At 63.4% G+C, this 26,463-nt stretch carries 23 protein-coding genes and 1 pseudogene; 13 read left to right on the top strand and 11 right to left on the bottom strand.

From position 1 onward, the window contains the following. Nucleotides 1-33: 33 nt before the first annotated feature. Nucleotides 34-861, top strand: coding sequence for an FAD binding domain-containing protein (locus KUF59_RS14275; RefSeq protein ID WP_212457777.1), 828 nt, complete (start codon nucleotides 34-36; stop codon nucleotides 859-861). Next, nucleotides 858-3,584: a molybdopterin-dependent oxidoreductase gene (locus KUF59_RS14270; RefSeq protein WP_212457778.1), complete on the top strand. Its 2,727-nt coding sequence runs from the start codon at nucleotides 858-860 to the stop codon at nucleotides 3,582-3,584. Before KUF59_RS14275 ends, KUF59_RS14270 begins: the two co-directional genes overlap by 4 nt. Here KUF59_RS14270 and uraD read toward each other — a convergent pair. From uraD to KUF59_RS14250, 4 genes are all read right to left on the bottom strand, one after another. Then, nucleotides 3,581-4,468, bottom strand: a complete 888-nt coding sequence (uraD, locus tag KUF59_RS14265) for a 2-oxo-4-hydroxy-4-carboxy-5-ureidoimidazoline decarboxylase (protein WP_212457779.1) — start codon at nucleotides 4,466-4,468, stop codon at nucleotides 3,581-3,583. The genes KUF59_RS14270 and uraD overlap by 4 nt on opposite strands. Before the next feature lie 11 nt (nucleotides 4,469-4,479). Beyond that, entirely contained in the window at nucleotides 4,480-5,412 is a 933-nt protein-coding gene (gene puuE, locus KUF59_RS14260) for an allantoinase PuuE (RefSeq protein WP_212457780.1), read from the bottom strand. Between the two features lies 1 nt (nucleotide 5,413). Further along, nucleotides 5,414-5,827 carry a DUF3830 family protein gene (locus KUF59_RS14255; protein ID WP_212457781.1) on the bottom strand — a complete coding sequence of 138 codons (414 nt, stop codon included), beginning with the start codon at nucleotides 5,825-5,827 and terminating at the stop codon, nucleotides 5,414-5,416. Between the two features lie 93 nt (nucleotides 5,828-5,920). Further along, on the bottom strand, nucleotides 5,921-6,196 hold the full coding sequence (locus KUF59_RS14250; RefSeq protein ID WP_212457782.1) for a hypothetical protein: 276 nt from the start codon (nucleotides 6,194-6,196) through the stop codon (nucleotides 5,921-5,923). A gap of 325 nt (nucleotides 6,197-6,521) precedes the next feature. Between KUF59_RS14250 and KUF59_RS14245 the strand changes: the two genes are divergently transcribed. Next, nucleotides 6,522-6,764: a DUF2798 domain-containing protein gene (locus KUF59_RS14245; protein ID WP_212457783.1), complete on the top strand. Its 243-nt coding sequence runs from the start codon at nucleotides 6,522-6,524 to the stop codon at nucleotides 6,762-6,764. A gap of 98 nt (nucleotides 6,765-6,862) precedes the next feature. Here the strand turns inward: KUF59_RS14245 and KUF59_RS14240 are convergent, their stop codons facing one another. From KUF59_RS14240 to KUF59_RS14225, 4 genes are all read right to left on the bottom strand, one after another. Beyond that, entirely contained in the window at nucleotides 6,863-7,249 is a 387-nt protein-coding gene (locus KUF59_RS14240) for a hypothetical protein (protein WP_212457784.1), read from the bottom strand. Nucleotides 7,250-7,431: 182 nt separating this feature from the next. Continuing rightward, nucleotides 7,432-8,268 carry a hypothetical protein gene (locus KUF59_RS14235; RefSeq protein WP_212457785.1) on the bottom strand — a complete coding sequence of 279 codons (837 nt, stop codon included), beginning with the start codon at nucleotides 8,266-8,268 and terminating at the stop codon, nucleotides 7,432-7,434. Between the two features lie 167 nt (nucleotides 8,269-8,435). Next, nucleotides 8,436-10,235, bottom strand: coding sequence for a chloride channel protein (locus KUF59_RS14230; protein WP_212457786.1), 1,800 nt, complete (start codon nucleotides 10,233-10,235; stop codon nucleotides 8,436-8,438). A 237-nt stretch (nucleotides 10,236-10,472) separates the two neighbouring features. Continuing rightward, nucleotides 10,473-11,099 (bottom strand): MarC family protein, encoded by a 627-nt coding sequence (locus tag KUF59_RS14225; protein WP_212457787.1) that lies wholly within the window; start codon nucleotides 11,097-11,099, stop codon nucleotides 10,473-10,475. Between the two features lie 149 nt (nucleotides 11,100-11,248). Between KUF59_RS14225 and KUF59_RS14220 the strand changes: the two genes are divergently transcribed. From KUF59_RS14220 to lon, 3 genes are all read left to right on the top strand, one after another. Continuing rightward, the gene (locus tag KUF59_RS14220; RefSeq protein WP_212457788.1) at nucleotides 11,249-11,815 is read left to right on the top strand and encodes a YciE/YciF ferroxidase family protein; all 567 of its coding nucleotides are present in this window, start codon (nucleotides 11,249-11,251) and stop codon (nucleotides 11,813-11,815) included. Between the two features lie 173 nt (nucleotides 11,816-11,988). Next, complete coding sequence (locus KUF59_RS14215; RefSeq protein WP_212457789.1) at nucleotides 11,989-12,375, top strand: Hsp20/alpha crystallin family protein; 387 nt, start codon at nucleotides 11,989-11,991, stop codon at nucleotides 12,373-12,375. Between the two features lie 8 nt (nucleotides 12,376-12,383). Further along, nucleotides 12,384-14,774, top strand: coding sequence for an endopeptidase La (lon, locus tag KUF59_RS14210; RefSeq protein ID WP_212457790.1), 2,391 nt, complete (start codon nucleotides 12,384-12,386; stop codon nucleotides 14,772-14,774). A 229-nt stretch (nucleotides 14,775-15,003) separates the two neighbouring features. On the opposite strand, the gene KUF59_RS14205 is transcribed toward lon, so the two are convergent. Together KUF59_RS14205 and KUF59_RS14200 are read right to left on the bottom strand one after the other, a co-directional pair. Then, nucleotides 15,004-15,306 (bottom strand): HU family DNA-binding protein, encoded by a 303-nt coding sequence (locus tag KUF59_RS14205; protein ID WP_140976245.1) that lies wholly within the window; start codon nucleotides 15,304-15,306, stop codon nucleotides 15,004-15,006. Between the two features lie 283 nt (nucleotides 15,307-15,589). Continuing rightward, complete coding sequence (locus KUF59_RS14200; protein ID WP_212457791.1) at nucleotides 15,590-16,822, bottom strand: acetyl-CoA C-acetyltransferase; 1,233 nt, start codon at nucleotides 16,820-16,822, stop codon at nucleotides 15,590-15,592. A gap of 382 nt (nucleotides 16,823-17,204) precedes the next feature. Between KUF59_RS14200 and KUF59_RS14195 the strand changes: the two genes are divergently transcribed. Continuing rightward, the gene (locus tag KUF59_RS14195; RefSeq protein ID WP_212457792.1) at nucleotides 17,205-18,773 is read left to right on the top strand and encodes a winged helix-turn-helix domain-containing tetratricopeptide repeat protein; all 1,569 of its coding nucleotides are present in this window, start codon (nucleotides 17,205-17,207) and stop codon (nucleotides 18,771-18,773) included. Between the two features lie 39 nt (nucleotides 18,774-18,812). Here KUF59_RS14195 and KUF59_RS14190 read toward each other — a convergent pair. Next, nucleotides 18,813-18,965, bottom strand: a pseudogene (locus KUF59_RS14190) (family 1 glycosylhydrolase); the annotation flags it as partial. A gap of 288 nt (nucleotides 18,966-19,253) precedes the next feature. Between KUF59_RS14190 and KUF59_RS14185 the strand changes: the two are divergent. The 6 genes from KUF59_RS14185 to KUF59_RS14160 all read left to right on the top strand — a co-directional run bounded on the left by KUF59_RS14185 (nucleotide 19,254) and on the right by KUF59_RS14160 (nucleotide 26,463). Then, the gene (locus KUF59_RS14185) at nucleotides 19,254-20,222 is read left to right on the top strand and encodes an IS110 family RNA-guided transposase (protein WP_212457421.1); all 969 of its coding nucleotides are present in this window, start codon (nucleotides 19,254-19,256) and stop codon (nucleotides 20,220-20,222) included. A 405-nt stretch (nucleotides 20,223-20,627) separates the two neighbouring features. After that, nucleotides 20,628-21,869: an adenylate/guanylate cyclase domain-containing protein gene (locus KUF59_RS14180; protein WP_258769567.1), complete on the top strand. Its 1,242-nt coding sequence runs from the start codon at nucleotides 20,628-20,630 to the stop codon at nucleotides 21,867-21,869. Nucleotides 21,870-21,919: 50 nt separating this feature from the next. Beyond that, nucleotides 21,920-22,141, top strand: coding sequence for a hypothetical protein (locus KUF59_RS14175; protein ID WP_212461741.1), 222 nt, complete (start codon nucleotides 21,920-21,922; stop codon nucleotides 22,139-22,141). Between the two features lie 377 nt (nucleotides 22,142-22,518). Beyond that, nucleotides 22,519-22,821, top strand: coding sequence for a DUF485 domain-containing protein (locus KUF59_RS14170; RefSeq protein ID WP_212461740.1), 303 nt, complete (start codon nucleotides 22,519-22,521; stop codon nucleotides 22,819-22,821). After that, nucleotides 22,818-24,509 (top strand): cation acetate symporter, encoded by a 1,692-nt coding sequence (locus tag KUF59_RS14165; protein ID WP_212461739.1) that lies wholly within the window; start codon nucleotides 22,818-22,820, stop codon nucleotides 24,507-24,509. The genes KUF59_RS14170 and KUF59_RS14165 overlap by 4 nt, the downstream gene beginning before the upstream one ends. A gap of 151 nt (nucleotides 24,510-24,660) precedes the next feature. After that, complete coding sequence (locus KUF59_RS14160; protein ID WP_212461738.1) at nucleotides 24,661-26,463, top strand: putative nucleotidyltransferase substrate binding domain-containing protein; 1,803 nt, start codon at nucleotides 24,661-24,663, stop codon at nucleotides 26,461-26,463.

The following is a 26,463-nucleotide window of genomic DNA, read 5'->3' as shown; positions in this document are numbered from 1 at the left end:
GAGCAATCCATCCGGATCGAGGCGCAGGCAGCCATGGACTTGAATACCGTAACGGCCGTGGCCCATCCGCAGACGCGGGCGCAACTGCCCGCCTGGACGGCAGGCGACGCCTGGCTCGCGGGCGGGACCTGGCTGTTCTCGGAACCGCAGGTGCATCTGACCCGATTGATTGACCTCACCGACCTCAGATGGCCGGCGCTGACCATCAGCGACACGCATCTGTCGATCGCCGCCACCTGTACCATCGCGCAGCTCGACGCGCTCGCCTGCCCGCCCGACTGGCTCGCGGCGCCGCTCATCAACCAATGCTGCCGCGCCTTTCTCGCCTCGTTCAAGATCTGGAAGACCGCGACCGTTGGCGGCAATCTCTGCATGTCGCTGCCCGCCGGACCCATGATCTCGCTGACCTCGGCGCTCGATGGTACCTGCACCATCTGGAAGGCCAATGGCGGCGAGCACAGGATTCCCATCGTCGAATTCGTCACCGGCAACCAGCGCAATCGTTTGATGCCAGGCGATCTGTTGCGGCAGATCAATATCCCCCTCACCGCACTCAAGCGCCGTTCGGCGTTTCGCCAGATCTCGCTGACGCCGGTTGGCCGGTCGGCCGCGCTCCTGATCGGCAGCCTCGGTGACAACGGTACGTTCACGTTGACAGTGACGGCGTCGACCGTGCGCCCCATCCAGCTATCGTTCCCACAGCCACCCGATGCGCGCGCGCTCCGCGAAAGGATCGCACAGGAGATCACCGACGATCTCTATCACGACGACGTCCACGGCAAACCGTTCTGGCGCAAGCACATGACGCTGCGGCTCGCCGAAGAAATCCGCGCCGAACTCTGCGATACGGCGCGGCCATGAGCTTTGAGATCAACGGCACGCCGTTTTCCGAACAGCCGCGCGCCGGCCAGTGCCTGCGCACCTTCCTGCGCGAGCTCGGCCATTTTGGCGTGAAGAAAGGCTGCGATGCCGGCGATTGCGGCGCCTGCACCGTGCTGCTCGACGGTGAGCCCGTCCATAGCTGCCTGATACCCGCATTTCGAGCCGAGGGTCGCGCAATCACCACGATCGAAGGCCTTGCGCCCGAGGGCGGCGCGCATCCGATGCAGCAGGCTTTCCTCGATGCCCAGGCGTTCCAGTGCGGCTTCTGCACCGCCGGCATGATCCTGACCTGCGCCTCGCTGAACCAGGCGCAGCGCACCGATCTCGGCGCATCGCTGAAGGGAAACATCTGCCGCTGCACCGGCTATCGCTCGATCGAGGACGCGCTCGACGGCAAGACCAATGTCGAGGACACCGTCGAGCCCGGCACGGCCTTCGGTCGCAGCCTGCCTGCGCCTGCCGGGCCCGACGTCGTCCGCGGCAAACAGCGCTATACATTCGACGTCGCCATCGACGGCCTCCAGCACATCAAGCTGCTGCGCTCGCCGCATCCGCATGCGCGGATCGTTGCGATCGACAAGGCGGCCGCGCTGACCGTTCCCGGCGTTCATGCGGTGCTGACGCATGAGGACGCACCGAACCGCCTGTTCTCGACCGCGCGGCATGAGCAGGACTGGATGGACCCGGACGACACGCGCATCCTCGATGACGTCGTTCGCTTTATCGGCCAAAAGGTCGCCGCCGTCGTCGCGGAGACGGAGGCCGCCGCTGAGGAAGCCTGTCGCCGTCTTAGGGTTGACTACGACATCCTGCCCGCGGTCGTCGACCCCGAGCAGGCGCGCGCGCCCGGCGCGCCGATCATTCATCCCGATCGGACACAGGAGCAGCGTGTCGCCAATGCCAAGCGCAACATCGTCGCCGAAAAGCATGGCGAATTCGGCGATGTCGCCGCGGCGCTCGCCAAATCAGCCGTCACCTACGAGGGCACCTTCACCACCCAGCGCGTGCAGCATGCGGCACTCGAGACCCATGGCGGCCTTGCCTGGCTCGATGCTACAGGCGTGCTCAACATCCGCTCCTCCACACAGGTGCCTTTCCTCACCCGCCGCACACTCGCCGACCTCTTCGACCTGCCCCGGGATAAGGTCCGCGTGTTCTGCGAGCGCGTCGGCGGCGGCTTTGGCGGCAAGCAGGAGATGTTCGTCGAGGACATTTTGGCGCTCGCCGCATTGAGGACCGGACGGCCGGTGAAGCTCGAGCTCACCCGCGAGGAGCAATTCATCGCGACCTCCACGCGGCATCCGATGCGCGTCCACGTCAAGGCCGGCGCCGATGTGGACGGCAGGCTCACCGCGCTCCAGCTCGACGTGCTCGCCAACACCGGCGCCTATGGCAATCACGCCGGCCCCGTGCTGTTCCACGCCGCGCAGGAGTGCCTCAGCGTCTACAACTGCCCGAACAAGAAGGTCGACGCGGTCGCCGTCTACACCAACACGGTGCCATCAGGCGCCTTCCGCGGCTACGGCCTGCCGCAAACGCTCATCGCGGTAGAAGCCGCGATCGACGAACTGGCAAAGCAACTCGGCATCAGCCCCTTCGACATCCGTCGCCGCAATGTCGTCAAGCCCGGCGACCCCATGCTGACCCCGCCGCCGTCGGACTATCACGACGTCGAGTATGGCTCCTACGGGCTCGACCAGTGCCTCGACCTGGTCGAGCGCGCAATGCGGGCAGATGCGCCGGCATCCGACTTGTCCTCGGACTGGCTCATCGGCGAAGGCATTGCGCTGACCATGATCGACACAGTGCCGCCGGCCGGGCACATCGCGGACGCCACGATCGCGCTTTGCGACGACGGCAGTTTCGAGCTCACCGTCGGCACCGCCGAGTTCGGCAATGGCACCACCACCGTGCACCGCCAGATCGCGGCCTCCGCGCTCGCAACGACCGTCGACAACATCCGCCTGCGCCAATCCGACACCGCCCATGGCGGCCACGACACCGGTGCCTATGGCAGCGCCGGCATCTTTGTCGCAGGCAAGGCGACGCAGGCCGCGGCCGAGAGTCTCGCGGGTGAACTGAAGCGTGCTGCAGCAGCCGCCTGGCTTTGCGATCCCGCGACTTGCACGCTCGACGGCCATTCCATCGTCGCCGGCGTGAAGCGCATCTCCTTTGCCGAGCTTGCGGAGCTCGCACGCGCTCAGGGCAAACAGCTCTCGGCCAGCGGTAATTCCGGCGGCACACCGCGCTCGGTGGCGTTCAACGTGCAAGGCTTTCGCGTCGCCGTGAACAAGGGCACCGGCGAGATCAAGATCCTCAAGAGCGTGCAGGCGGCCGACGCCGGGCGCGTCGCCAATCCGATGCAGTGCCGCGGCCAGGTCGAGGGCGGCGTGGCGCAGTCACTGGGCGCCGCGCTCTACGAGGAGATGGTGATCGACGCCGATGGCCGCGTGACCAACGCCAAGTTCCGCGACTATCACCTCCCGTCCTTTGCCGACGTGCCGCGCACCGAGGTGTTCTTCGCCGAGACCTCGGACACGATTGGACCGATGGGCGCGAAATCGATGAGCGAGAGCCCGTACAATCCGGTCGCCGCCGCGCTCGGCAACGCCATCGCCGATGCCACCGGTATCCGCTTCACGTCGGTGCCGTTCAAGCCGGACCGGCTGTTTCCCGCGTTGCAAGATAAATTCGGCGTCTAGCTGCCGCGATAGGTCGAGTAGCTCCACGGCGTGACCAGGAGCGGCACGTGATAGTGGCCCTCCGGCTCGCTGATCGCGAAGCGTAAGGGGATCTCGTCGAGGAAAGGCGGGTCGGACATCTGCACGCCGCGTGCGGCGAAATACTTTCCGACACTGAACCGCAGCTCGTAGCGGCCGATCGGCAGTGGACGGCCACCGATCAGCGGCGCGTCGGTGCGGCCGTCATGATTGGTCACCGCGCGCGCGATGACGCGGCTCTCACCGAGCGCTGCGAGCTCGACGAGTTCGACAGCGATGCCGGGCGCCGGCCTGCCGTTGTGGTTGTCGAGCACGTGGGTCGACAGCCGGCCGTGCACGTTCAGCTTGTCGTCCGCGGCGACGAGCTGATCGAGCCGCAGCGCGGCGATGCGACAGATTTCTTCGATCGCGCGCCGCGTCTCGGTCTTGGCGATGTTTTGAAGCCGCGTCTCGAAATCACGCAGGATGGAATCCTTGGTGTGACGGCGCGCGCAGACGATATAGGGGAAGCTGAATTTGGCGCGATAGGCATCGTTCGCCCGCTCGAATGCGGCGTATTCGGCCTCCGACAGGCGGTCGAGGCCGGCGCTGTTCTGCTCCGCGTTCGACTCGGCCGTGAGCCCGGCCGCGCGCTGAGTCTTGTTGGCGAGGTCGGGATGCGCGCGGATTAGCGCCAACTGCACGTCAGGCGCGGCACTCTGGATCGCAGCCTTGATCGCGTCGAGCAATTGGTTGATCCCGGCGAACGGCCGCTGCCCGGCGATCCCTTCCGCGATCCACGGCGAATACTCGACGACATTGGCGAGCGCCGCGACGAAATCGGCCTTGTCAGCGGCGTTGAGATCGGAGAGCGAGACCTGCGACATCGTCCCCTCGGCTAGATCTCGAAGGCATCATTGGCAAGATGTGTGAGCTTGTCATGCCAGTGCTGCGCGATCTGCAACCGCGTCGGCACCCAGACCCGCTCATGCTTGCCGATATAGTCGAGGAAGCGAATGAGGCCCGCGGCGCGGCCGGGGCGGCCGACCAGACGGCAATGCAGTCCCACCGACATCATCTTCGGCGCGGTATCTCCTTCGGCATAGAGCACGTCGAAGGCGTCCTTGAGGTAGGTGAAGAACTGCTCGCCCTCCGCAAACCCCTGCGGATTGATGAAGCGCATGTCGTTGGCGTCCAACGTATAGGGGATCATGAGCTGCTTGCCGCGCGGACCCTTGACCCAATAGGGCAGATCGTCGGCATAGGAGTCGCAGAGATAGAGGAAGCCGCCCTCCTCCATCAGCAAGCGGTTGGTGTTGATGGAGGAACGCCCGGTGTACCAGCCGAGCGGCCGCGAACCGGTCGCCTCGGTGTGCACGCGGATCGACTCGGCGATCTCCGACCGCTCCTCCTCCTCCGTCATGTCCTTGTGCTCGATCCACTTCAGGCTGTGGCTCGCGATATCCCAGCCCGCCTCCTTCATGGCGGCAACGATCTCCGGATTGCGCTTCAGCGCGGTGGCGACACCGAACACGGTGGTCGGCCATTGGCGCGCCGTGAACATCCGCCACAGCCGCCAAAAACCGGCGCGCGAGCCATATTCGAACATCGACTCGATATTGGCGTGCCGCTGGCCGGGCCAGGGCTGCGCACCGAGCACGTCGGACAAAAATGCTTCCGAGGCGCGATCGCCGTGCAAAATGTTGTTCTCGCCGCCCTCCTCGAAATTGACGACGAACTGCACCGCCACGCGCGCGTTACCGGGCCATTGCGGATGCGGCGGGTTGCGGCCGTAGCCGCGGAGATCGCGCGGGTAGCGTGGTTCCGACAAGTCAGACTTCCTCGAAGCGGATCGGCTGGGCACCTTTCCACAGCACGGTCTTGCCGAGCGTCGCCAGATTTTCCAGGCCCGACGTCACCGTGATGAAATGATTGCCGGCAAGCTGGCCCATCTTGCTCGCAAAGTGTACGCCGCCATAAGCCATCAAAATCTCGGTCTCGCTGATGCCGCCGGGATAGAGGATGATCTGGCCCGGCGCGGGATAGCTGGTGTGGTTCTCGTAGCCGACGCCGAAATCGAGGTCACCGAGCGGCATCCACACGCCCTCGCCACTCCAGCGCACATGGATGATGTGGCTCTCGAACGGCATGGCCTTGCGGAAGGCGGCGACGGTCTTGGGCGCGAGCTGCTCTTCGAAGCGGGCATCGAAGGTGAAATCGCCGGCGCGGATAACGAGTTTGCTCATCTCATCTCTCTGGGTCGGAGGGTCTTGGCCCTCCAAGGGGAACACTCAAGCAAAGAGCACTCCAGCGGGCCCCGCGCAAGTGGCGAGGCAAGCTCACCTGCGGTCGTAGGACCAGCCAAAAATGCCGCTGCGGCGCACCTCAGGCTCCGGCTCGGCGGCCGGCGGGGCTTCCCTGACTTCCGCCTGCGGTGGCGGCGGGGGCACAGGCGACGCCGGAATGTTCTCGCACTTCATGGAGTAGACCAGCTTGCCGTCAGCGGTGCGCCCGATCGCCGCACAGGGGTCGGTGCGCGCGGCAACACTTTTCGGCGCGGGCTGCGCTAGGGCGGGCGAAGCCAGCAACAGCAGGGCTGGTAAAACTTTCCACATCGGCATCGCTCAACCCGGTCTCCTGTCATTCAATCGGATCGACCGGTCGAAGTCTATCGGCAGGCGCGCACAGGGCTGCTGAATATTTAGCCGAAAATTGCTTCGTATGAGCGCCGCTTTTGCGCAAAATGTCGTTCTCGAACGATAATAACCATCGTGGCTCGTTTCGGCTTGCGCCGCCGGCACCGCGCCGCTATGGAACACCCGCCGCTGTTCCAGCGCCGTAAGCGTCTCACGTGAAGCAACGCATCAACCGACATGGTCGGGACCGTTGCGCGTCTTCGCAGTTCACGTGATCGACCTGTTCATTTCATCGAGAAGTCCAATGCCTGTCCTTCGCAAGCTGCCGGCGCGCTATGCGGCGGTCGTCATGCCCTTCGTGCTGTCCGTGCTGATGACGGCTGTCGTGTCTGTCATCTCGACACTGAAGAGCCTGGGTGCCACGCCGGAATTCCTGTCGACTTGGCCGGTCGCATGGGGCCTGTCGTGGCTCGTCGCGTTCCCGACACTGCTCATGGTTTTGCCGCTGGTGCGGCGGATCGTGGCGATGGTGGTGGCGCCGCCGTAGCGGTGTACGCGAAACGCCTACCGTGTCCCGGACAAGCAGCAACGCCTCAAGCGTTGCTACGCCGCGTCCTGGGCACGGATCTGTCTGACGACGCGCCTCTAGTACGGCTGATAATAGCGCGGCCCGCCGTAGTACGGTCCGCCGCCATAGTAAGCGGGGCCGCCGCCATAGTAGCCGGGACCGCCATAGTAGTAGCGGTTCTCGTAATACTCCTGCCGGCGGCTCTCGGCGATCGCACCGGCGATCATGCCCATCCCGGCACCCATAATCGCAAGGCCAGCCGCGCTCGGACCGGGCCGGTAATAGCGGCGGCGGGCGGCGCTGAAGTCGGTGGCATCGGATGACGCGGTTGCCCCAGACGTGGCTTTCGGCGCCGACAGGCCCGAAGCTGCGGCCGAGGGCAAGCCGGAGGTGGTGAGGATGAGGCCGGCGAACGCGGCCAAGGTGGCAATCCGACCAGCCGGAGGGGTCAATCTCATCGACATTCTCATCTCCATGGACCTGCAACCTGATAGCGCATGTCACCTGTCTGGTTGATGAACGTCAACCACCTGCGACATTTGCGCCGTGCGGGGAACCTTTTGCGATTTGCGCGCCTGGCGAAGATCAACGTACGGCCGACGACGGGCCCCCGTGCACGCGAAACCACAAGCGCCGCCGATAGCGACTACTGTCGAGCGGACTGCAGCTGTACGGGGGCCGGTCGCCGCGCTCCGGCTTGCGGCGACGCCGGCTTGTGCGCCGATGCAGCAAGAGGGCGTGGTGATGACACTGGCGACGCTGACGTCTTGGGTCGCGGGCTCTGCTGGGGAGCCTGGTCGGGAGTCGTTTCAGAAGTCTTGTTAGGAGTCATGGCAACAAGGCGCGCGATTTGCTCCTGGCTCGCCTTCAACTCCTCGGCGGTCTTCGCATTGTCGCGGGCCATTTGCTCCTGGTACGCCTTCATTTGCTCCTCGTTCGCCTTGAGCTGCTCGATGCCCTGTTCAAGCCTTGCAAGATCGCGCGCCATCTTCTGGAGCGACTCCGTCACATCGGGAGAGGCCGATGTCACCGCCGGCGCGACAGCCTCCGATGGAGCCTCAGCAGAAGGTGCTGGTTGTTGCGGCGCTGGCTCCGCCTGGGCGACGTCAGCAGCAGCAGCCGGGCCTGGCTGCACGGCAAGCACCGGTTCTGCTTGCGCCTGCGACGATGTCGCTGCGCGCAGCGGTGCCCAGCCGGCAATCATCAGCCTGGCCGTATCGCCATAGGACGATTGCGAGACAAAAGCGGCGGCGCTGATGCAAGTTGCCAACAGCAAGCCGATCAGGCCACGCAGCGCCGGCCTGCCGCGTGACTGCCGGCGGCGCGCGTCTTCGCGCTCCAGCCTCGACAGCGTTTCGTTGGCACGCGCGAGTTGTTCATCCGCGCTCTTGATCTTTTCGTAGGCGTGAACCAGTTCGTCGTCCGCACGCGCGGACAGGGCATGACGCTGATCAATTGGCGTCGGGTTCGGTGCGGAATCCATTGGCGCTCCTTGCCCCAGCCCAATGTCGCCCGCATGAGGGCGTCCCGTCGCATTTGCGCTTGGCTGATACTCCCCCAAGTCAGTTCGGCCGAAGCAAGACCACATCGTGGAAAGTATGGGGCCGAATGGCGACAGCGGCTGGGCAGACCCTTCCCAGAACTCCGCTCCTACGACAGCGCACCCAGCACGCCGCGCGTGGCCTTGTCGATCTCCTCGACATAACGGCGGCGGGCGAAGGACTCGTTGAGGAAGCCGACCACCTTGCGGCTGTCGGCGGATTCGACCACCGCCAGCATTTCCGCCTCCGCCTCGTCGAACACGGCCATGGCGCTCTTCACGTTCATTTCGGGCAGCAGCACGATGTCGGTGTAGCGCGCGAGCTCGACCACCTGGATCTCGTCCGCGATGGTGTCGAGATCGCTGGAGAACAGGTCCGGCAGCATGACCAGGCCGACATATTCGTCGGCGTTGTTGACGACGACGATGCCGGGCCGCGAACCGAGCACGAATTCGCGCCGCGTGGCGGCGATCGTCGTGGTCGACGGCACCTTGCCGACGTCGCCGCGCATCATCCGCTCCACGGTCAGATTGCGCAGCCAGCCGACGTCGTTGGCGCTGCGGATCGTCTCGCCGCGCAGATGCAGGCGCCAGGTCGAGAACGAATGGCCGAACATGAAGCGGACGCAGATCGAGGTGACGATGCAGCCCGCCAGCACCACGGCGGTGACATCGACGTTGCGGGTCATCTCCAGCACCAGAAACGACATCGTCAGCGGACCGCCGACAATGGCGACCCCGAGCGTCGCCATGCCCGTCAGCATGGCGACCAGCGGGTCGATCGCAAAGCTCGGGGCCACCAGTTGCAGCACGGCTGCAAAGAACTTTCCGATCAGGCTGCCGACGAACAGCGAGGCGAAAAACAAGCCGCCGCGAAAGCCGGAGGCCAGCGAGACCAGGCACGCAGTCAGCTTCAAGGCGATGATCATGGCAATCAACGAGATCGTCATGTTGTGGTGCAGATCCAGCACCATCGCGCCGTGACCGGCCGCGAGCACCTGCGGCGTGAGGATCGCGAAGGCGCCGACGATCAGACCGCCGAACACGGGCCTGATCCAGACCGGCAGCCAGGCGAACATCCGCTCGAACACCGTCGAGCTGCGCATCACGGCGATGCCGACGCCGCTGGTGACCAGCGCAAGCCCGACCAGCACCAGATATTGCTCGAGCCCCACGGCCTCGACCCTCGGCACCTCCAACGAATAGGGCGCGCCGCCGAGATACTGCGCCGTCAGCGCGCCCGCGAGCGAAGCCGCCAGGATCGGCGCAGCGCTGCCGACCGAATAGACGCCGACGATCAGCTCGCAGGCGTAGAACGCGCCGGTGATCGGCGCGCCGAACGCGGCCGCAATGGCCGCAGCCGCCCCGCAGCCCACGATCAGACGAAGATCATTGCGCCGCAGATTGAGGAACCGGCCGAGCAGCGAGGCGATGCCCGAACCGATCTGGGTATAGCCGGCCTCCAGCCCGACCGAGGCGCCGCAGCCGTTGGAGATCAGCGTCTGGCTCGACACCACGACGCTGTCGCGCATCGACAGGCTGCCGCCGCGCAGCGCATTGGCCTCGATCGGGTCGACCGCATTGGAGATCTTCAAGCGCCGCCGTGACCATTCCATGATGCCGAGCGCGAGCCCGCCTAGCGCGGGCGCCGCCAGCGCCGCCCAGGGGTTGACGACGGCATTGGCCGACAGGCGGACATCGACGGGAATGCCGAAGATCAGCACATGGGCGATCTGCGCCATCTCGGCCATCAACGTCACGACGGCGCCTGCCAGGGTGCCGATCACGAGCGCGAGCGGGATCAGGTAGAATTCGTTGCTGCGCAGGAGCGCGCGGATGCGGACCAGGAGGCGGTTCGATGCCTTGTTCGATCCCTTGCGATCGACGAGGTGCCTGATCCGCGCGAACACCGGGGCGCTCGATCAGGCTGCGGCCATGCCGGAGACGGCGATGGGCTGGCGGACAAGCTCGTCTGGTGTCATCGAGATCGACGTCCTCAGGATGGGCTTTTTTGTTCTGTTGTGCCCCCGAAGTACGCAAAGCCTTCAGGCAGTGCAAGCGAAAGCGTATTCCGTCTGCGCAGGAATTCCGGCGCGGAGACGCCAACAATTATCAAGTGAAATCAATTTCTTACGGAATGGAACGCTTCATGACAGGCTGACCCTGACGGCCGCGATTCCGTTGATGACGAACTGCACCGAATAGGCCGCGAGCAGGATGCCGAGCAGGCGCGAGAGCACGGCATTGCCGGTCCGCCCCAGCGTCCGCGCGATCAGGTTCGCGGAAGCGAAACAGAGGCCGCAGAGCAGGCAAACCAGCAGGATGATCCCGATGATGACGGCAAGCCGGGCGGCATCGGCCGCATTGCCCGACAACAACAGTGTGGTCGCGATCGCACCGGGGCCGGCCATCATGGGAATGGCCAGCGGAAACACGGCGACGTCGGAGGCGTGCTCCGACAGCGCCTTGTCGGCCTCGCGCGCCTCGCGGCGCGGCCGGTCGCCAAAGATCATCTGGTAGGACACGCCGAACAGCAGCAGTCCGCCGGCAATCTCGAAGGCGGGAATGCCGATCCCGAGCTGGCGCAACAGCCAGTTTCCGATCAGCGCGATCACGACCAGGATCGAGGAGGCGATCAGCGGCGCGCGCAGCGCAACCGCTCGCTTGTCCTTGTCGCCCATGCCGCCGGTCGCGGCCAAAAAGGCCGGCGCGAGGCCGACTGGATCGACCACGAGCAGCAATGTGACGAAGGCCGACAAGGCAAAATCGAGCATGCGAGAGGCCGTCTTCCCGATGGAGTGGCACGTCCGCCATCCTTAGCTGCTCGCTGCAGGGACCGCGAGGAACATTTGCCAGCGCAGAATCTTGATCGCGTGAGGATTGAGGAAGGGGTGCCTTCCTGCGCACCCCAAGAGGAGGATTTATGGCTAAACGAGCGAAGAAGCGAGCGACCAAAAAGACCGCAGCCCGCCGTACGCGTCAGGCGCCGAAGATGTTGAAGGACCTGTTCCTGGAGACGCTGAAGGACATCTATTTCGCCGAGAACAAGATCATCAAGACGCTGCCCAAGATGGCCAAGGCCGCGCATTCCAAGGAACTTGCCGCCGCCTTCAACAAGCATCTCCGCGAGACGCAGGGACAGGTCAAGCGCCTCGACCAAGTGTTCAAGATGCTGGACAAGCCGGCCCGCGGCAAGCCCTGCGAAGCCATCAAGGGCATCACCGATGAGGGCGCCGAGATCATGAAGGCGTTCAAGAACGCCCCTGCCCTGGATGCGGGCCTGCTCGCCGCCGCGCAGTCCGTCGAGCACTACGAGATATCCCGCTACGGCACGCTACGCACATGGGCCGAAGAGCTCGGCATGCAGGAAGCCGCAAGGCTGCTCCAGGAGACGCTGGACGAGGAGGAAGCCACGGACCACGCCCTGACCGAGCTCGCGACGTCCGTCATCAATCTCGAGGCCGAAGAGGGCTATCGCGCGGCGGCCTAGGACCGCGCACGGCCTGATGGCAGCGGACAGCGCCGCGCCTCACCCGCGCTGCGCTGATGCCGTCGCGCCAGTGGCCGCCTCTGCAGGTCAGCCATGCCGGCCGGAACCAGCCAATGCTGGATTTTCCGGCAAGGCGTACCATATGCAGGCTTTCCCACCCCAGAGCCTGCCCCATGTCGACGAAAAATCCCCTGAACTGGATGCTGTCCGAAGCGCTGGATCAACTCCACCGCGCCGAGCGGATGCGCCAGCAGTTCGGCCGTCAGGACGCCTGCTGGGAGCCGCCGATCGACGTGCTCGAGACCGAGCGGGAGCTCCTGATCCTCGTCGCGCTCCCGGGAGTCGATCCGAACAATGTCGAGACGGCAATCCATGACGGCGTGCTCGTCATCAGCGGCCATCGCACGCTGCCGCCGGAGCTGCGCAACGCCCGCATCCACCGGCTCGAGTTGCCGCAGGGGCGCTTCGAGCGCCGCATTGCCCTGCCCGTCGGGCGCTATGCCATTAGCCGCTTCGTGATGGACGGCTGCGTCGCGCTGCGCCTCGCCAAATCCGCCTGAGGTCGATCATGACCAACGAACAGATGAACACCACCCAGCCCCCCGAAACCAAGATCCCCGAGGACGCGCTGATCATGGTCGCCGTCCGCGACATGGTGCTGTTTCCCGGCGCGATCGGGCCGATCGCGATTGCGCGGCCGAAGTCGATTGCGGCAGCCCAACAGGCGCTGCGCGAGCAACGGCCGATCGGCATCGTCCTGCAGCGCAGCCCCGATGTCGACGATCCCGGTCCGGACGATCTCTATCGCGTCGCGACCATCGCCAACATCGTGCGCTACATCACCGCGCCCGACGGCACGCATCACATCGTCTGCCAAGGCGTGCAGCGCGCGCGCATCCTCGACTTCCTGCCGGGGACGCCGTTCCCGGCCGCGCGGATACAGCAGATCCCGGAGCCGACCACGGCCTCGCCGGAGATCGAGGCGCGCTTCCTCAACCTGCAGCGCCAGGCGATCGAGGCGATCGAGCTGTTGCCACAGGCTCCGCCCGAGCTGGTGGCGATGTTCCAGAACACGACCGCGCCCGGCGCGCTGGCCGACCTCGCGACCTCCTACATGGACATCAAGCCGCAGGAGAAGCAGGAGATCCTGGAAACGGTCGACCTCGCTTTGCGCGTCGAGAAGGTTTCAAAACAGCTCGCCGAGCGGCTGGAGGTGCTGCGCATCTCAAACGAGATCGGGCAGAAGACCAAGGCTGCGTTCGACGAGCGCCAGCGCGAGGCGATCTTGCGCGAGCAGATGGCGACCATCCAACGCCAGCTCGGCGAAGGCGACGGCAAGGCGGCCGAGGTCGCCGAGCTGACGGAAGCCATTGCAAAAGCCAAGATGCCGCCCGAGGCGGACGCCCACGCGCGCAAGGAATTGCGGCGCTATGAGCGCATGCCTGAAGCGGCCGGCGAAGCCGGCATGGTCCGCACCTATCTCGACTGGCTGATCGAACTGCCCTGGGCGCTGCCCGAGGAGAAGCCGATCGACATCAAGGAGGCGCGGCGCATCCTTGATGCCGACCACTTCGGCCTGGAGAAGATCAAGAGCCGGATCATCGAATATCTCGCCGTGCGCAAGCTCGCCCCGCAGGGCAAGGCGCCGATCCTGTGCTTCGTCGGCCCGCCCGGCGTCGGCAAGACCTCGCTCGGCCAGTCCATCGCGCGCGCGATGGATCGCCCCTTCGTGCGCGTCAGCCTGGGCGGCGTGCATGACGAGGCCGAGATCCGCGGCCATCGGCGCACCTATATCGGCGCGCTGCCCGGCAACATCATCCAGGGCATCAAGAAGGCGGGTAGCCGCAACTGCGTGATGATGCTGGACGAGATCGACAAGATGGGCCGTGGCGTGCAGGGCGATCCGTCGGCCGCCATGCTGGAGGTGCTCGACCCCGAGCAGAACGGGACGTTCCGGGACAATTATCTCGGCGTGCCCTTCGACTTGTCGCGCGTGGTGTTCATCGCGACCGCCAACATGCTGGACCAGATCCCGGGCCCGCTGCTGGACCGCATGGAGCTGATCAGCCTCGCCGGCTACACCGAGGAGGAGAAGCTGGAGATCGCCAAGCGCTATCTGGTGCGGCGGCAGCTCGAGGCCAATGGCTTGACGGCCGAGCAGGCTGAGATCGAGCCGGAGGCGCTGCGTCTGGTCGTCAAGGGCTACACGCGGGAAGCCGGCGTGCGCAACCTCGAGCGCGAGATCGGCAAGGTGCTCCGCCATGCGGCGGTGCAGATCGCCGAGGGCACGGCGGATAAGGTGGTGATCGCGCCGAAGGACCTGGCGGCCGTGCTCGGCCAGCCCCGCTTCGAAGGCGAGATTGCGCTGCGCACCAGCGTTCCCGGCGTGGCCACTGGCCTCGCCTGGACGCCGGTCGGCGGCGACATCCTGTTCATCGAGGCAACGCGTGTGCCTGGCAGGGGCAGCATGATCTTGACTGGCCAGCTCGGCGAGGTCATGCGCGAGAGCGTGCAGGCTGCGCTGACGCTGGTGAAGAGCCGTGCCACTCAGCTCGGAATCGACCCTGCCCTGTTCGAGAAGAGCGACATCCACGTCCACGTGCCGGCGGGTGCGACCCCGAAGGACGGACCGAGCGCGGGTGTGGCGATGTTCACGGCGCTGACGTCGCTCTTGACCAACCGCACGGTGCGCAGCGATACCGCCATGACCGGCGAGATCTCGCTGCGCGGCCTGGTGCTGCCCGTGGGCGGCATCAAGGAGAAGGTGGTGGCTGCGGCCGCCGCCGGCCTGACGCGGGTGATGCTGCCGGCGCGCAACAAGCGGGATTTCGACGACATCCCCCAGAGCGCGCGGGACAAGCTCGAATTCATCTGGCTGGAACGTGTCGACGAGGCGGTCGCGGCGGTGCTCGAGCCGGCCAAGCCCCAAGCTGAGGCGCAGATCGAGGCGGCGGAGTAGATCGCGATGTCTGAACGAGCGAGAAAATTTCGCAACCGCCTGCGGCAATTACTGGATCGTGCCCTCGACGGGCTTCGGGACACATTGCCCGTGCCGCGTCCGCGGCTTCAGCCGATACCGATCCCGGTCCGGCCTAAGCGCCGCAAGGGCTAATCCCTCCGCTTCACCCTCGCGGCACCCCAAAACAAAAGGCCCCCTCCTTGGCGAAGGGGGCCTTTGCTTTTGGCCCTTAGGCCACGGCGTCCTTGGCGGCCTTGACGGGCCGGGCACGGACGATCTTGCGGGCCGGCTTGGCCTTGAACATCATCTCTTCACCCGTGAACGGGTTGGTGCCCTTGCGCGCCTTGGTCGCGGGCTTCTTGATGACGACGAACTTGGCGAAGCCCGGCACCAGGAACAGGCCGTTCTTCTTGAGCTCCTTGTGGCCGACATCGGTGAGCGTCTCCATGACGTTCTTGACGTCGCGCTTGGAAAGCTCGGTGGCGGTCGCAATCTTCTCGATGAGCTGCGATTTGGACATTTGGGCTGGCATCGTGTCTCCTCTGATTCGTTGCCGGTTGCATATTAGACCAACCATTGAAGGCCTAGAGCCTTCTGCACAGTTTTGTCGCGATTTTACGGGCTTTTTTGCCCCTCTGTGACAAAAAACCCTGCTTTTTAGCCACTTCCGGAGTGGGTGGCGCCCAAAGCAGCGCTTTTTGCCGCGTTTCAAAGGCCCGCAACACGCCTTTGCTAAAGCTGATTCCATGCTTTCGACAAGCGACGACCGGCCTCTTTGTGGGAGGCCGGTCGGTTTCACGCACTGAAAATAGGCCTTAGACGCGCTCGATGATGATCGCCGGCGCCATGCCGCCGGCCGCGCACATGGTCACGAGGCCCCGCTTCAGGTCGCGCCGTTCGAGTTCGTCCAGCACCGTGCCGATCAGGATCGAGCCGGTGGCGCCGATCGGATGGCCGAGCGCGATCGAGCCGCCATTGACGTTGACCTTGGCGCGGTCGAGCTTGAGGTCGCGGATGTATTTTTCCGCAACCACCGCAAAGGCCTCGTTGATCTCGAACAGATCGATGTCGTCGATGGTGAGGCCCGCCTTCGCCAGCACCTTGTGGGTCGCGGGCACCGGCGCATTCAGCATCAACGTCGGCGAGTCCCCCATATTGGCCATCGCAGCGACACGGGCGCGCGGCTTCAGGCCATGCGCCTTCGCATAAGTTGGCGAGGCCAGCAGGATCGCCGCAGCGCCGTCGACCACACCCGACGAGTTGCCGGCGTGATGCATGAAGTCGATCTTCAGATCGGGATATTTTTGCAGGATCAGGCCGCGATAGGTCGTGCCCTTGTCGTCGAGCGCATAGTCGGCGATCGCGGGGAATGCGGGCTTCAACGCGGAAAGCCCCTCCATCGTGGTCTGCGGCCGCGGATATTCTTCGTGGTCGAGCGCAAGGCTGCCGTCCTCGCGATGGACAGGCACCAGGCTCTTCTTGAAATAGCCATTCGCCATCGCATGCGCCGCGCGCTTCTGGCTCTCCAGGCCGAGCGCATCGACGTCCCTTCGCGTGATGCCTTCCATCGTTGCGATCGCATCCGCACAGACGCCCTGATGCGACTGCGGATGTTTTGCGCGCAGGCGCAAATTGCCGCCGTCCATCATCATCGGACCACCGCCGCGACGTCCCTCCATCGACATCATCTCGCAGCCGCCGGCGATGACGAGGTCTTCCGCACCGGCCATGACGGAGGCGGCCGCCATGTTGACGCTGGTGATGCCGGAGCCGCAGAAGCGGTCGAGCGTCACGGCGCTGGCGCGCACGTCGTAGCCGGCGTCCAGCGCCGACATGCGCCCGAGATCGCCGCTTTGCGTTGCGACCTGCGCGCTGCAGCCCCAGACGATGTCGTCGACATCGGCGGTGTTGATCCCGGTGCGCATCGCGAGCGCGCGCAGCACGGTTGCTCCCAACTGCTGCGGATGGATGCCCGACAGCGCCCCCTTGCCCGCCTTGCCCACGCCCCGCGGCGTCCTGCATGCATCGATGATGAGCGCTTCTGCCATGGCTTTTCCTCTTCTTTTGAATGGCTCAGGGCGTTTTGAATCAGGGGGCGAGCGGAGTCAATCGGCGCGCCGGATCGCCCTGCCGCAAATGATTGAAACAACCCCATGCACAGTAGGAGCGCGGATTGGCGGAAAGTACACGGCGATCGCGCCGAAGCGTTTGACACGTCGAGGCAAATTAGCTGCGACGCGCAAGGATATCGGCGGGCAGTATCGATCGGGGCGGTCCGGTCGGAAATGACGCTATTTCCGTAGTACGGATGGCTGACACGGCGGGAGCGGCGCGCTCCGCGGACGGCTTACATTTTCCGTACCGGCAGCCTATTCTTTTCGCGTCAGACATCGCTCTAGCGGCCTGAAGGGGCAACCGGGGGAATGTCCCGTGCTCTATTTCTTCGAGCACTACGCGTTCGACACTGACCGGCGCGAGCTGCTGCGCGGATCTGACGTGGTGCCGACAACGCCTCAGGTCTTCGACCTGCTCGATTACCTGATCCGCCACAGGGAACGCGTCGTCAGCAAGGACGACCTCATCAACGCCATCTGGAAAGGACGCGTCGTCTCGGACGCCGCGCTGACGACCCGCCTCAATGTCGCCCGGAGCGCGATCGGCGATTCCGGTGGGGAACAGCGCCTCATCAAGACATTCCCCCGGAAGGGCTTCCGTTTCGTCGGACAGGTGCAGGAAGCGCAAGGAAGCAAAGCCGTCGCAGTCCCCGACGACACGATAGAACCGAAAACGCTCGCGCTCACTCTCCCGGATAAACCCTCCATCGCCGTGCTGCCGTTCGCGAACCTGAGCGGCGATCCCGAGCAGGAGTACTTTGCGGACGGGATGGTCGAGGAAATTGTCACGGCCCTTTCCCGAAACAAACAGCTGTTCGTCATTGCCCGAAACTCCAGTTTCGCGTTCAAGGGCAGACCTGTCGATATCCGGCAGGTGGCTCGGGATTTAGGGGTTCGATACATTCTGGAGGGGAGCGTCCGGAAATCCGGTCGTCGCGTCCGGATCGCCGGTCAGTTGATCGATGCAGTATCCGGCTCGCATCTCTGGGCTGACAGATATGACGGAGCACTCGAGGACGTCTTTGATCTGCAGGATCAAGTCGCCGCCCAGGTGGCTGGCGCAATCGCCCCAAGCGTCAGCGCGGCTGAAATGGAGCGTGCCAAACGAAAGCCCACCAGCAATCTTGATGCGTACGACTGCTATCTGCGCGGGGATGCGGCCCATTTCGAATTCACAAGAGACGCCACGGATCGCGCCATTGATCTCTATGAACAGGCTATTGCGCTGGATCCGCAATTTGCACTGGCCAGCGCCGCGCTGGCCGTGACGTTGAGCACCCGCAAGGCCTGGGGGTGGAGTACCGATCCGGAATCCGACAAGTCTCGCGCCATCACCTACGCCAAAGCCGCCTTGCGACTGGAGGGCCAAGACGCTCTGGTGCTGGCGCGATCAGCACTGGTTCTGGCCTTCAACAGCAATGAAGTCGAACTCGCCGACAGTCTCCTGGATGAGGCAATTCGCCTCGATCCAAATGGAATGTCGGGATGGATGTGGGGTGGTTGGACCAAAACCATCCTGGGCGACCCACGAACAGCAATTGAATACCATCAGCGCGCGCTGAGACTAAGCCCGCTGGATCCCCGCATCGCTTTCGCGAACGAAGGATTGGCTTTCGCCCACTTCTTTCTCGGGAACTATAAGGAAGGCCTCAAGTTCGCAGCCAATATGTTGCGTCATCATCCGACCCATGTGCAGGGCCTGCGCATAGCCATGGCTTGTCATGCGATGCTGGGCGACATGGAAGCTGCGCAAAAGCTCTGGCAGCAAGTCGCTCTTCTCTCTCCGACTGAACGTCTGTCCGAAACACGAAAGCGCTCTCCATGGAGAGGTCAGGACATTGCGAAACTGGCGGAAGCCTATCGTCTCGCCGGAATGCCGGAATGAGCGAGAACGTTTGACGTCTACAGGAGGCGCCGTCACCCCCCCCACCGCGTTCCTGGCGATGACGTTGCGGTAAAAACTCGCGCTGAGTTTCGGCGTGCGCACCTGGGTGTCGAAATTGACGTGGTAGAGGCCAAAGCGCTTGTTGAGCTCGAACACCCATTCAAAATTATCCATCAGGCTCCACGGCTCGTAGGATGGGTTGAGCTTTTTGCGAAACCCATCATCTTCGTTGCAAGTGCGTTGATGGGTTTCGCTTCGCTCTACCCATCCTTGTATTAGCCCGATCGCTTATATTGAGCCGTTCCGTGAGGAATGGCCCAGCCCGGGTGGCCGCCCGAGCTGGGCCGCCGTTCGATCGGATCGGTACCCATCGAAGCCTTGAGGGCTGTCTGACGTAGCGAGATCGCGACCGGCACTTCATCGGGACCCGAATGGTTGAACGAACTTTAGGTTCGCATAACAAGGGAGGGATCGACGAAGATGGTCAAGCATATCACGATCTGTGCCGGTATCGATACCGGCAAACGGAAGCTTGATGTGGCGATCGAAGGCCGCCGCGAGCCGCTGCAGGTGGAGAACACGTCGGAAGGTCACGAGGCTTTGTCGGCGTGGCTGCGACAGCATCGCGTCAAACGCATTGGCATCGAGGCGAGCGGCGGTTACGAACAGCCGGTCGTCGCCGAACTGCGGCGCAAGCGGTTTGTGGTTGTGGTGTTCCAGCCGGCCCAGGTCCGGGCTTATGCCAAATTCCACTTGCAGCGGGCCAAGAACGATAAGATCGATGCCGCTCTTATCGCAGCCTGCACCGCAGCGGTGCGGAAGATCCATGCCGCTCCCGATCCTCGGTTGCTGCCGTTCGCCGAGCAACTGACCATGATCGATCAGATCGGCGAGGATATCGCGCGCCTCAAGAACAGGATCGAGAGCTGCCGCAATGTGAGGATTAACCAGCTCTGGCACGAGGATATCGCTCGCCTGGAGCAACGTGAGAAGGCCGCACTCAAGGCTCTGGTCGCCTCGATCTGCAAGCATCCCGACCTTGCCAGGAGGCTCGCGCTGATCAACAGCGTCGCCGGCATCGGGCTGCCGACCGCCGTTGCCATCCTGGTGCGTCTGCCTGAGATCGGCCGGATCACGCGGGAGCAAGCTGTCGCTCTCGCCGGCCTTGCGCCCTATGACGACGACAGCGGCGACCAGGTCGGTGTTCGGCATATCGAGGGCGGACGAAAGCGGCTGCGTCGCGCTCTTTATACCGCTTCACTGGCTGCATCGTTTCGATGGAATCCGCAGCTCATCCAGCTCTACCGGAGGCTGACCGCAGCCGGAAAGGAACACAAGCGCGCGCTCGTTGCCTGCGCCAGGAAGATGCTCATCTTCGCCAACACGGTGGTAGCTCGCGGCACGCCATGGTGCGGCGAACCGCCGGCGGGATCATTCTCTGTTTCTTAGTTCGACCGGGACGCGTTTCTTCGTCCCGACCTACGGCCCCTCACGACGTCGCGCGCAGCGTCCGTCAAGGATGGCCGTCGTTTGCCCCAACTTCACGCGATCTGCCGCCAGGCCACGCCTTGACGGACGCGAGCACGGCGTCATCATGACAGACGCCGACGACTAAACGGCGTAAAGCACAGCCGCCATTTAATGGTTGCTACGAGCTCTACGGCGTTTATGGGTACAAGCGGACATCAACCAACCGATAATCCCCGCCGAATTCGGTCGAGAATGACCCGAAGACGCCTATTCACCCCATCAATCCACGTACGGTGCAGCCGCCGTCCGCCTCGATGAGATGCGCGCAATGAGGTAAAGTACGGCATGAATGACGTTGCGGCGCAATAATGAAAGCAACCGTCAATGAGTTGGTATCCCAACATTCGGTACGGCACCGAAGGATATCCTGAGAAGGTCGCCCGTCGGCTCCGCGGATTCAATATCGCAGTCTGGCTTGCTTCCTTAATTCCAGCAGGCATGGCGTTAGTCCGCTTCGTCGATGGGAAGTGGAAGGTGGGTGTCGCGGATGTCCTTGTGGCAACAACGTACGCCTCCATGCCCTTGCTTCATCGATTTGGACCGATAGCAGCACCGCTCGCCTTTGTGGGCGTTTCATATGCGGTTGCTCTCTGGGTCACTTCGTTGGTAGGCACAAGCGGAGCGACGCAAATCGGCTATTTCACAGCAACCGCGCTTAGTATCTTAATCATCGGCACCGAGCGCTATTTCATCACCATTATACTCGGGATCATCTCAGTCGCCTTGATCATTGTTGTAGAGTTGCACTTGCCGCGCGATACTGGCTTCGTTTCGCCAACGATGCTTTTTCTCACAAATTTCAGCGCTAGCATCGTGCTCAACTCAGCCCTCCTCTACGGCATTATTTTTTATGCCGTGCGGCAAATGGAACGAGCCGAAGAGGCTGCGGAACGGGAGCGTAAGCGCTCCGATGCCTTGCTGGTCAACATTCTTCCAGCCAGGGTCGCAGATCGATTGAAGGAACGGCCGAGCACCATTATCGCTGACTCCTATAGAGAAGCGTCGATCCTATTTGCCGACATGGCAAGCTTCACGTTCCGTGCGGCCGACACAACGCCAGAAGACCTTGTGAGCTTTCTCAATCGCGTATTTTCCCAACTTGATGGTCTGGTCGAGCACCACGGACTGGAAAAGATCAAGACCTCTGGCGACGCATACATGGTTGTCAGCGGAGTGCCCTCAGGGCGACCTGATCACCTTCGCGCGCTCGCCGGGCTAGCACTCGATATGCGCGAGGCTTTGGCCGGACTCGTCGATGGGAAGGGTCGTGCGGTGTCGGTGCGGATTGGTATTGCTACTGGCCCTGTTGTAGCGGGCGTAGTTGGTACGCGGAAGTTCTTCTACGACGTTTGGGGCGATGCCGTGAACGTAGCCTCGCGCATGGAGTCGACGGGCCTTCCCGGCCAGATTCAGGTTACCGACGAAGTGTACGAGGGCCTAAAGGACGATTTCAGTTTCGAGAGACGAGGGCTAATCGATATCAAGGGAAAAGGCGAAATGCAGACGTGGCTCTTAGTTGGCCGCAAAGCATCGGTTGCCCCTGTCGATCCGGTGGTCGCGGCTTGACGCTTGTTGCTGCGACACGGCGCCAACTGACACGGCGTCGGAGGAGAGATATGGCCCTTCAATTTGCGGTCGAATTTCTCAAATCCATCGCGATCATAATCGCGCTGACGCTGGGAACGGGCTTCGCGGTTGAAATCGTTGTGTTCGCTTTATCCGACCGTGATGTGAGTGGCGCATTTGGTTCTGGTCTAGCCGGAATTGCTGGCGGCGTACTTGGCTTAGTCATCGCCGTCGTGATCGTCGTCAGGCGGATTGCTGACGTTGAGGATTGATACATCATCAAGCCCCAGCCCGAGGTGTCGCCTATTGGCCCATCGCGACATAATGCGCTGCCGCACGGACTTGGTCGTTATAGGGGCAAAGCGGACACTGCCTTTCTCGCATCACGTCGCTGGGTTTATGGGTACACCGCCTAGTCCGGGCCAGGTGTTGGATTGAAGCTCGCGAAAATGCTCGCCTCCAGCAAGGAAGCCGGGCTGCGCCGGCAACCGACGCGCCCTCCTCCGACGATCCGCCTGACCCATGGACGTTTCGCATGGCCGGCGCTTGATCTGGATCATGGAGGCCGATCCGCCGGTGATGCAAAAGGGGAGAGGTTCCCACCAGCAAGGTGGCCATCTCAACGGGAAGAACTCCAGGGATCATTGATGTGAGCAACCTCGCACAGATTGAACGCGATCCGAACTATCAGGAACTCGTGCGCCGACGTTCGTCGCTCGGCTGGATGCTGTCGCTGATCATGCTTGTCATCTATTTCGGCTTCATCCTGCTGGTCGCCTACGCTCCCAAGTTTCTGGGGATACCACTGGGCAGCGGCGTGACGACGATCGGCATTCCAATCGGACTGTCCGTCATCGTGCTCGCCTTTGTGCTGACGGGCATCTACGTCCGTCAGGCGAATTCCAGCTACGACGTCCTCATTCGCAAGATTGTCGAGGAGAACCGCTCATGAAAAAGTTCTCCTGGTTACTGGTGATCCTGCTCGCAACTGTGCCGACCCTCGCGCTCGCTGCGGGCGCCGTCGAGGGCGGCTCCAAGCAGGCGACCAACTGGTCGGCAATCGGCATGTTCGTCGGGTTCGTCGCCTTGACGCTCGTCATCACCTATTGGGCCGCGAAGCGGACCGCATCGGCTGCGGATTTCTACTCGGCCGGCGGCGGAATCACGGGCTTCCAGAACGGCCTTGCGATCGCAGGCGACTACATGTCGGCGGCGTCGTTCCTAGGCATCTCGGGCCTGGTCTACACCTCGGGCTATGACGGCTTGATCTACTCCGTCGGCTGGCTCGTGGGATGGCCGATCGTCACCTTTCTGATCGCCGAGCAGTTACGCAACCTCGGAAAGTTCACCTTCGCCGACGTTACGTCGTTTCGTCTCGGACAGACCGAGATCCGCATCCTGGCGGCGTGCGGCTCGCTGGTGACCGTCGCGTTCTATCTCATCGCCCAGATGGTCGGGGCCGGCAAGCTGATCCAGCTCCTGTTCGGTCTCGATTACTGGATCGCTGTCGTCCTGGTCGGCGGCCTGATGATGATCTACGTGACGTTCGGTGGCATGAAGGCAACGACATGGGTGCAGATCATCAAGGCGGTGCTGTTGCTCTCAGGCGCAACGTTCATGGCCGGAGCCGTCCTCTATAAGTTCGGGTTCAGCCCGGAAGCATTGTTCACCAAGGCGACCGAGGTGCATCCCAAGAAGCTCGCGATCATGGAGCCCGGCAGCCTGATTTCCAATCCGCTGTCCGCGATCTCGCTTGGCCTCGCGCTGATGTTCGGAACGGCGGGCCTGCCTCACATCCTGATGCGGTTCTTCACGGTGAAGGACGCTCAAGCCGCTCGCAAATCGGTGTTCTACGCCACCGGTTTCATCGGCTATTTCTACATCCTGACCTTCATCATCGGCTTTGGCGCGATCACGCTGGTGTCGACCGACGCGGCGTTCCTGGACGGGGCGATTCTCGAGAAGACCAAGAGCGGTATAGCGGCGATCAAGGGCGGCTCCAACATGGCGGCCATCCATCTCGCGAACGCCGTCGGCGGCAATCTGTTCCTTGGCTTCATTTCGGCCGTCGCCTTCGCCACCATCCTTGCCGTGGTGTCCGGACTGGCGCTCGCCGGGGCATCGTCCATCAGCCACGATCTCTATGGCATGGTGATCAAGGGCGGGAATGCCAATGAGCAGGACGAGATCCGCGTCTCGAAGATTGCAACGCTGGTCCTCGGCGTGCTGGCGATCATCCTCGGCATCGTGTTCGAGAACCAGAATGTCGCCTTCATGGTCGGCCTCGCCTTCGCCATCGCAGCGTCCTGCAACTTCCCCGTGCTGGTGATGTCGATCTTCTGGAGAGGCCTGACGACGCGGGGAGCCGTCATTGGCGGCTTTCTTGGTCTGATCAGCGCGGTCGTGGGCGTCGTTCTCTCGCCGGCCGTCTGGGAGGTAACGCTGGGCTTCGCCAAGGGGTCGGCGCCCATCAAGCTCGACAATCCGGCGCTGTTCTCGATGGCGCTCGCTTTCGCGGGCATCTGGCTGTTTTCCATCCTGGATCGCAGCAAGCGGGCCGCCATGGACCGCGACGGCTTCAATGCACAATATGTTCGAAGTCAGACGGGTATCGGAGCAGCCTCGGCGACGACTCATTGAACGAGGCCTAAGGCGCGGTGGCTTTGGTCGAATCGTCATCGCGCTTTAGCACGACGCGTCGGCACCGGCCGGGCCATCTGGACCGGCCGGTGCTATCTTTCGATGGTCATCGTCCAGTACCCTGGATTGTCCGCGTCTTCGGAAGACCGAAATGCCCAAGGTATTCGATATTACCAACCCGCCGTTCGATCGTCTGACGCCGCACGAGGCCGAGACATTGCGGGCAGCACTCGATATCGGGTACTTCAGCCCGGGAGAGGCCATCATCGGCAGGGACGCGCCAGCGGATGCCCTCTATGTCGTCATCAAGGGCACGGTCGAGGAGCGGAGCGAGGCCGACCTGCTCGCGCTGCTCGGCCCCAAGGATACCTTCGACAGCCGCGCACTCGTCCACGTCAGTAACGGGCACCAGTTTCTCGCCCGCGATGAGACGCTTTGCTATGTGATTCCGAAGGCGGTCGCCCTCAACCTGATCAAGGCCAATCCGCGATTTGCGGCCTTCTTCTACCGCGAAATATCCCGGAAGCTGGATGAGCTTGCCCACGATGAGGAGGCACGGCATTACGGCTCGCTGATGCACGCCAAGGTCAGCGAGCTGTTTCTGCATCCTCCGGTGTTTGTGGCCGCGAGCGACACGATCGAAGCCGCCGGCCACCTGATGCACGAGATCGACAGCAACGCACTGTTTGTTCGCAGTGGCGAGCGGATCGGCATCATCACGGGCATGAACCTGTCGAAAGCAGCGGTGTTGCGGCGTCAGCCGATCCAGACTCCGGTCGGCGAATTTGCCAATTTCGACATCGTGTCGGTCGGACCCGACGATTTCGTCTCCTCGGCCCTCCTGCTCATGACGAAGTACAACAAGCGGCGTCTCGCCGTGCACGACGGCGAACGGTTCGTCGGCATCCTGGAGGACATCGATCTTCTCGGATTCCTGGCGGGCAGCGCTCAGGTCGTTGCGGGCCGCATCGACCGCGGCTCCAGCCTCCAGGACCTGGCGAGCGCCGCGCGCGAGATCGAGGCGCAAACGCGCGTGCTACGGAGGCAAGGTGTCAAGGTGGAGGTGATCGCGGAGATCGTCTCCGACCTCAACCGCCGCCTGCTGTCCCGACTCTTCGAAATGGTCGCGCCCGCCGAGATGCGGACCAGCGGTTGCCTGATCGTCATGGGCAGCGAGGGGCGCGGCGAGCAGACCATGCGCACCGATCAGGACAACGGCCTGATCCTCGATGGTCCAGCCGACGACGCGACTCTGGAATTGTTCCGGAACGAGTTCTCGGGCGCCCTGGAGAGTTTTGGCTTTCCGCCCTGCCCCGGCGATATCATGGTGCGCAACCCGGCATGGTCAAAGCCGCTCTCCGACTATCTGGCGGATTTCCGCCGCTGGATCGTGCTGCCCGACCAGGCCGCGCATATGAACGTGGCCATCATCTATGATGCGCAAGCGATCGCGGGCAACGCGCAACTGCTGGACAGCGCCAAGACGGCGCTGATCGACATGATCCGCGGCGAGCAGGCGTTCCTGGCCCACTTCGCCCGCGCGATCGACGCTTTCGAGACGCCGATCGGCCTCTTCAACAACCTGATCACGTCCGAGGGCACGGGAGACGCGCTTGATCTCAAGAAAGGCGGCATCTTTCCCGTCGTGCACGGCGTTCGCAGCCTCGCGCTGGAGCAGGGCTTGCGCGAGACCTCCACCGACAAGCGGATCTCCCGACTATGCGATCTGGGTGTGTTGCGAACCGATTTTGGACGCGACTTGAAACAGGCGTTCCGATTCCTGTTGATGCTGCGGCTCGACGGGCAGCTGGCCGCATCCGCCGGCGCATCGGGCACCCTGGTGAGACCGGCGCATCTGTCCAGTATGGAGCGTCAATTGCTGCGCGACGCGCTGCAGGTGGTGAAACAGTTTCGCGACATCGTCCGTCATCATTTCAAGCTCGGCATGTTCTAA

Origin of the sequence: Bradyrhizobium arachidis, assembly GCF_024758505.1 — a bacterium.
Lineage (GTDB): Bacteria > Pseudomonadota > Alphaproteobacteria > Rhizobiales > Xanthobacteraceae > Bradyrhizobium > Bradyrhizobium manausense_C.
The sequence above is the reverse complement of the archived record's forward strand: the minus strand, read 5'-3'. Positions and strand labels throughout refer to the sequence as shown.

What these genes read in the sequence shown, in the direction of transcription:
- KUF59_RS14275 (WP_212457777.1), top strand. Translation starts at nt 34, where the DNA reads ATGGACTTGAATACCGTAACGGCCGTGGCCCATCCGCAGACGCGGGCG.
- KUF59_RS14270 (WP_212457778.1), top strand. Translation starts at nt 858, where the DNA reads ATGAGCTTTGAGATCAACGGCACGCCGTTTTCCGAACAGCCGCGCGCC.
- uraD (WP_212457779.1), bottom strand. Translation starts at nt 4,468, where the DNA reads ATGTCGCAGGTCTCGCTCTCCGATCTCAACGCCGCTGACAAGGCCGAT.
- KUF59_RS14255 (WP_212457781.1), bottom strand. Translation starts at nt 5,827, where the DNA reads ATGAGCAAACTCGTTATCCGCGCCGGCGATTTCACCTTCGATGCCCGC.
- KUF59_RS14250 (WP_212457782.1), bottom strand. Translation starts at nt 6,196, where the DNA reads ATGTGGAAAGTTTTACCAGCCCTGCTGTTGCTGGCTTCGCCCGCCCTA.
- KUF59_RS14245 (WP_212457783.1), top strand. Translation starts at nt 6,522, where the DNA reads ATGCCTGTCCTTCGCAAGCTGCCGGCGCGCTATGCGGCGGTCGTCATG.
- KUF59_RS14240 (WP_212457784.1), bottom strand. Translation starts at nt 7,249, where the DNA reads ATGTCGATGAGATTGACCCCTCCGGCTGGTCGGATTGCCACCTTGGCC.
- KUF59_RS14235 (WP_212457785.1), bottom strand. Translation starts at nt 8,268, where the DNA reads ATGGATTCCGCACCGAACCCGACGCCAATTGATCAGCGTCATGCCCTG.
- KUF59_RS14225 (WP_212457787.1), bottom strand. Translation starts at nt 11,099, where the DNA reads ATGCTCGATTTTGCCTTGTCGGCCTTCGTCACATTGCTGCTCGTGGTC.
- KUF59_RS14220 (WP_212457788.1), top strand. Translation starts at nt 11,249, where the DNA reads ATGGCTAAACGAGCGAAGAAGCGAGCGACCAAAAAGACCGCAGCCCGC.
- KUF59_RS14215 (WP_212457789.1), top strand. Translation starts at nt 11,989, where the DNA reads ATGTCGACGAAAAATCCCCTGAACTGGATGCTGTCCGAAGCGCTGGAT.
- lon (WP_212457790.1), top strand. Translation starts at nt 12,384, where the DNA reads ATGACCAACGAACAGATGAACACCACCCAGCCCCCCGAAACCAAGATC.
- KUF59_RS14205 (WP_140976245.1), bottom strand. Translation starts at nt 15,306, where the DNA reads ATGCCAGCCCAAATGTCCAAATCGCAGCTCATCGAGAAGATTGCGACC.
- KUF59_RS14200 (WP_212457791.1), bottom strand. Translation starts at nt 16,822, where the DNA reads ATGGCAGAAGCGCTCATCATCGATGCATGCAGGACGCCGCGGGGCGTG.
- KUF59_RS14185 (WP_212457421.1), top strand. Translation starts at nt 19,254, where the DNA reads ATGGTCAAGCATATCACGATCTGTGCCGGTATCGATACCGGCAAACGG.
- KUF59_RS14180 (WP_258769567.1), top strand. Translation starts at nt 20,628, where the DNA reads ATGAGTTGGTATCCCAACATTCGGTACGGCACCGAAGGATATCCTGAG.
- KUF59_RS14175 (WP_212461741.1), top strand. Translation starts at nt 21,920, where the DNA reads ATGGCCCTTCAATTTGCGGTCGAATTTCTCAAATCCATCGCGATCATA.
- KUF59_RS14165 (WP_212461739.1), top strand. Translation starts at nt 22,818, where the DNA reads ATGAAAAAGTTCTCCTGGTTACTGGTGATCCTGCTCGCAACTGTGCCG.
- KUF59_RS14160 (WP_212461738.1), top strand. Translation starts at nt 24,661, where the DNA reads ATGCCCAAGGTATTCGATATTACCAACCCGCCGTTCGATCGTCTGACG.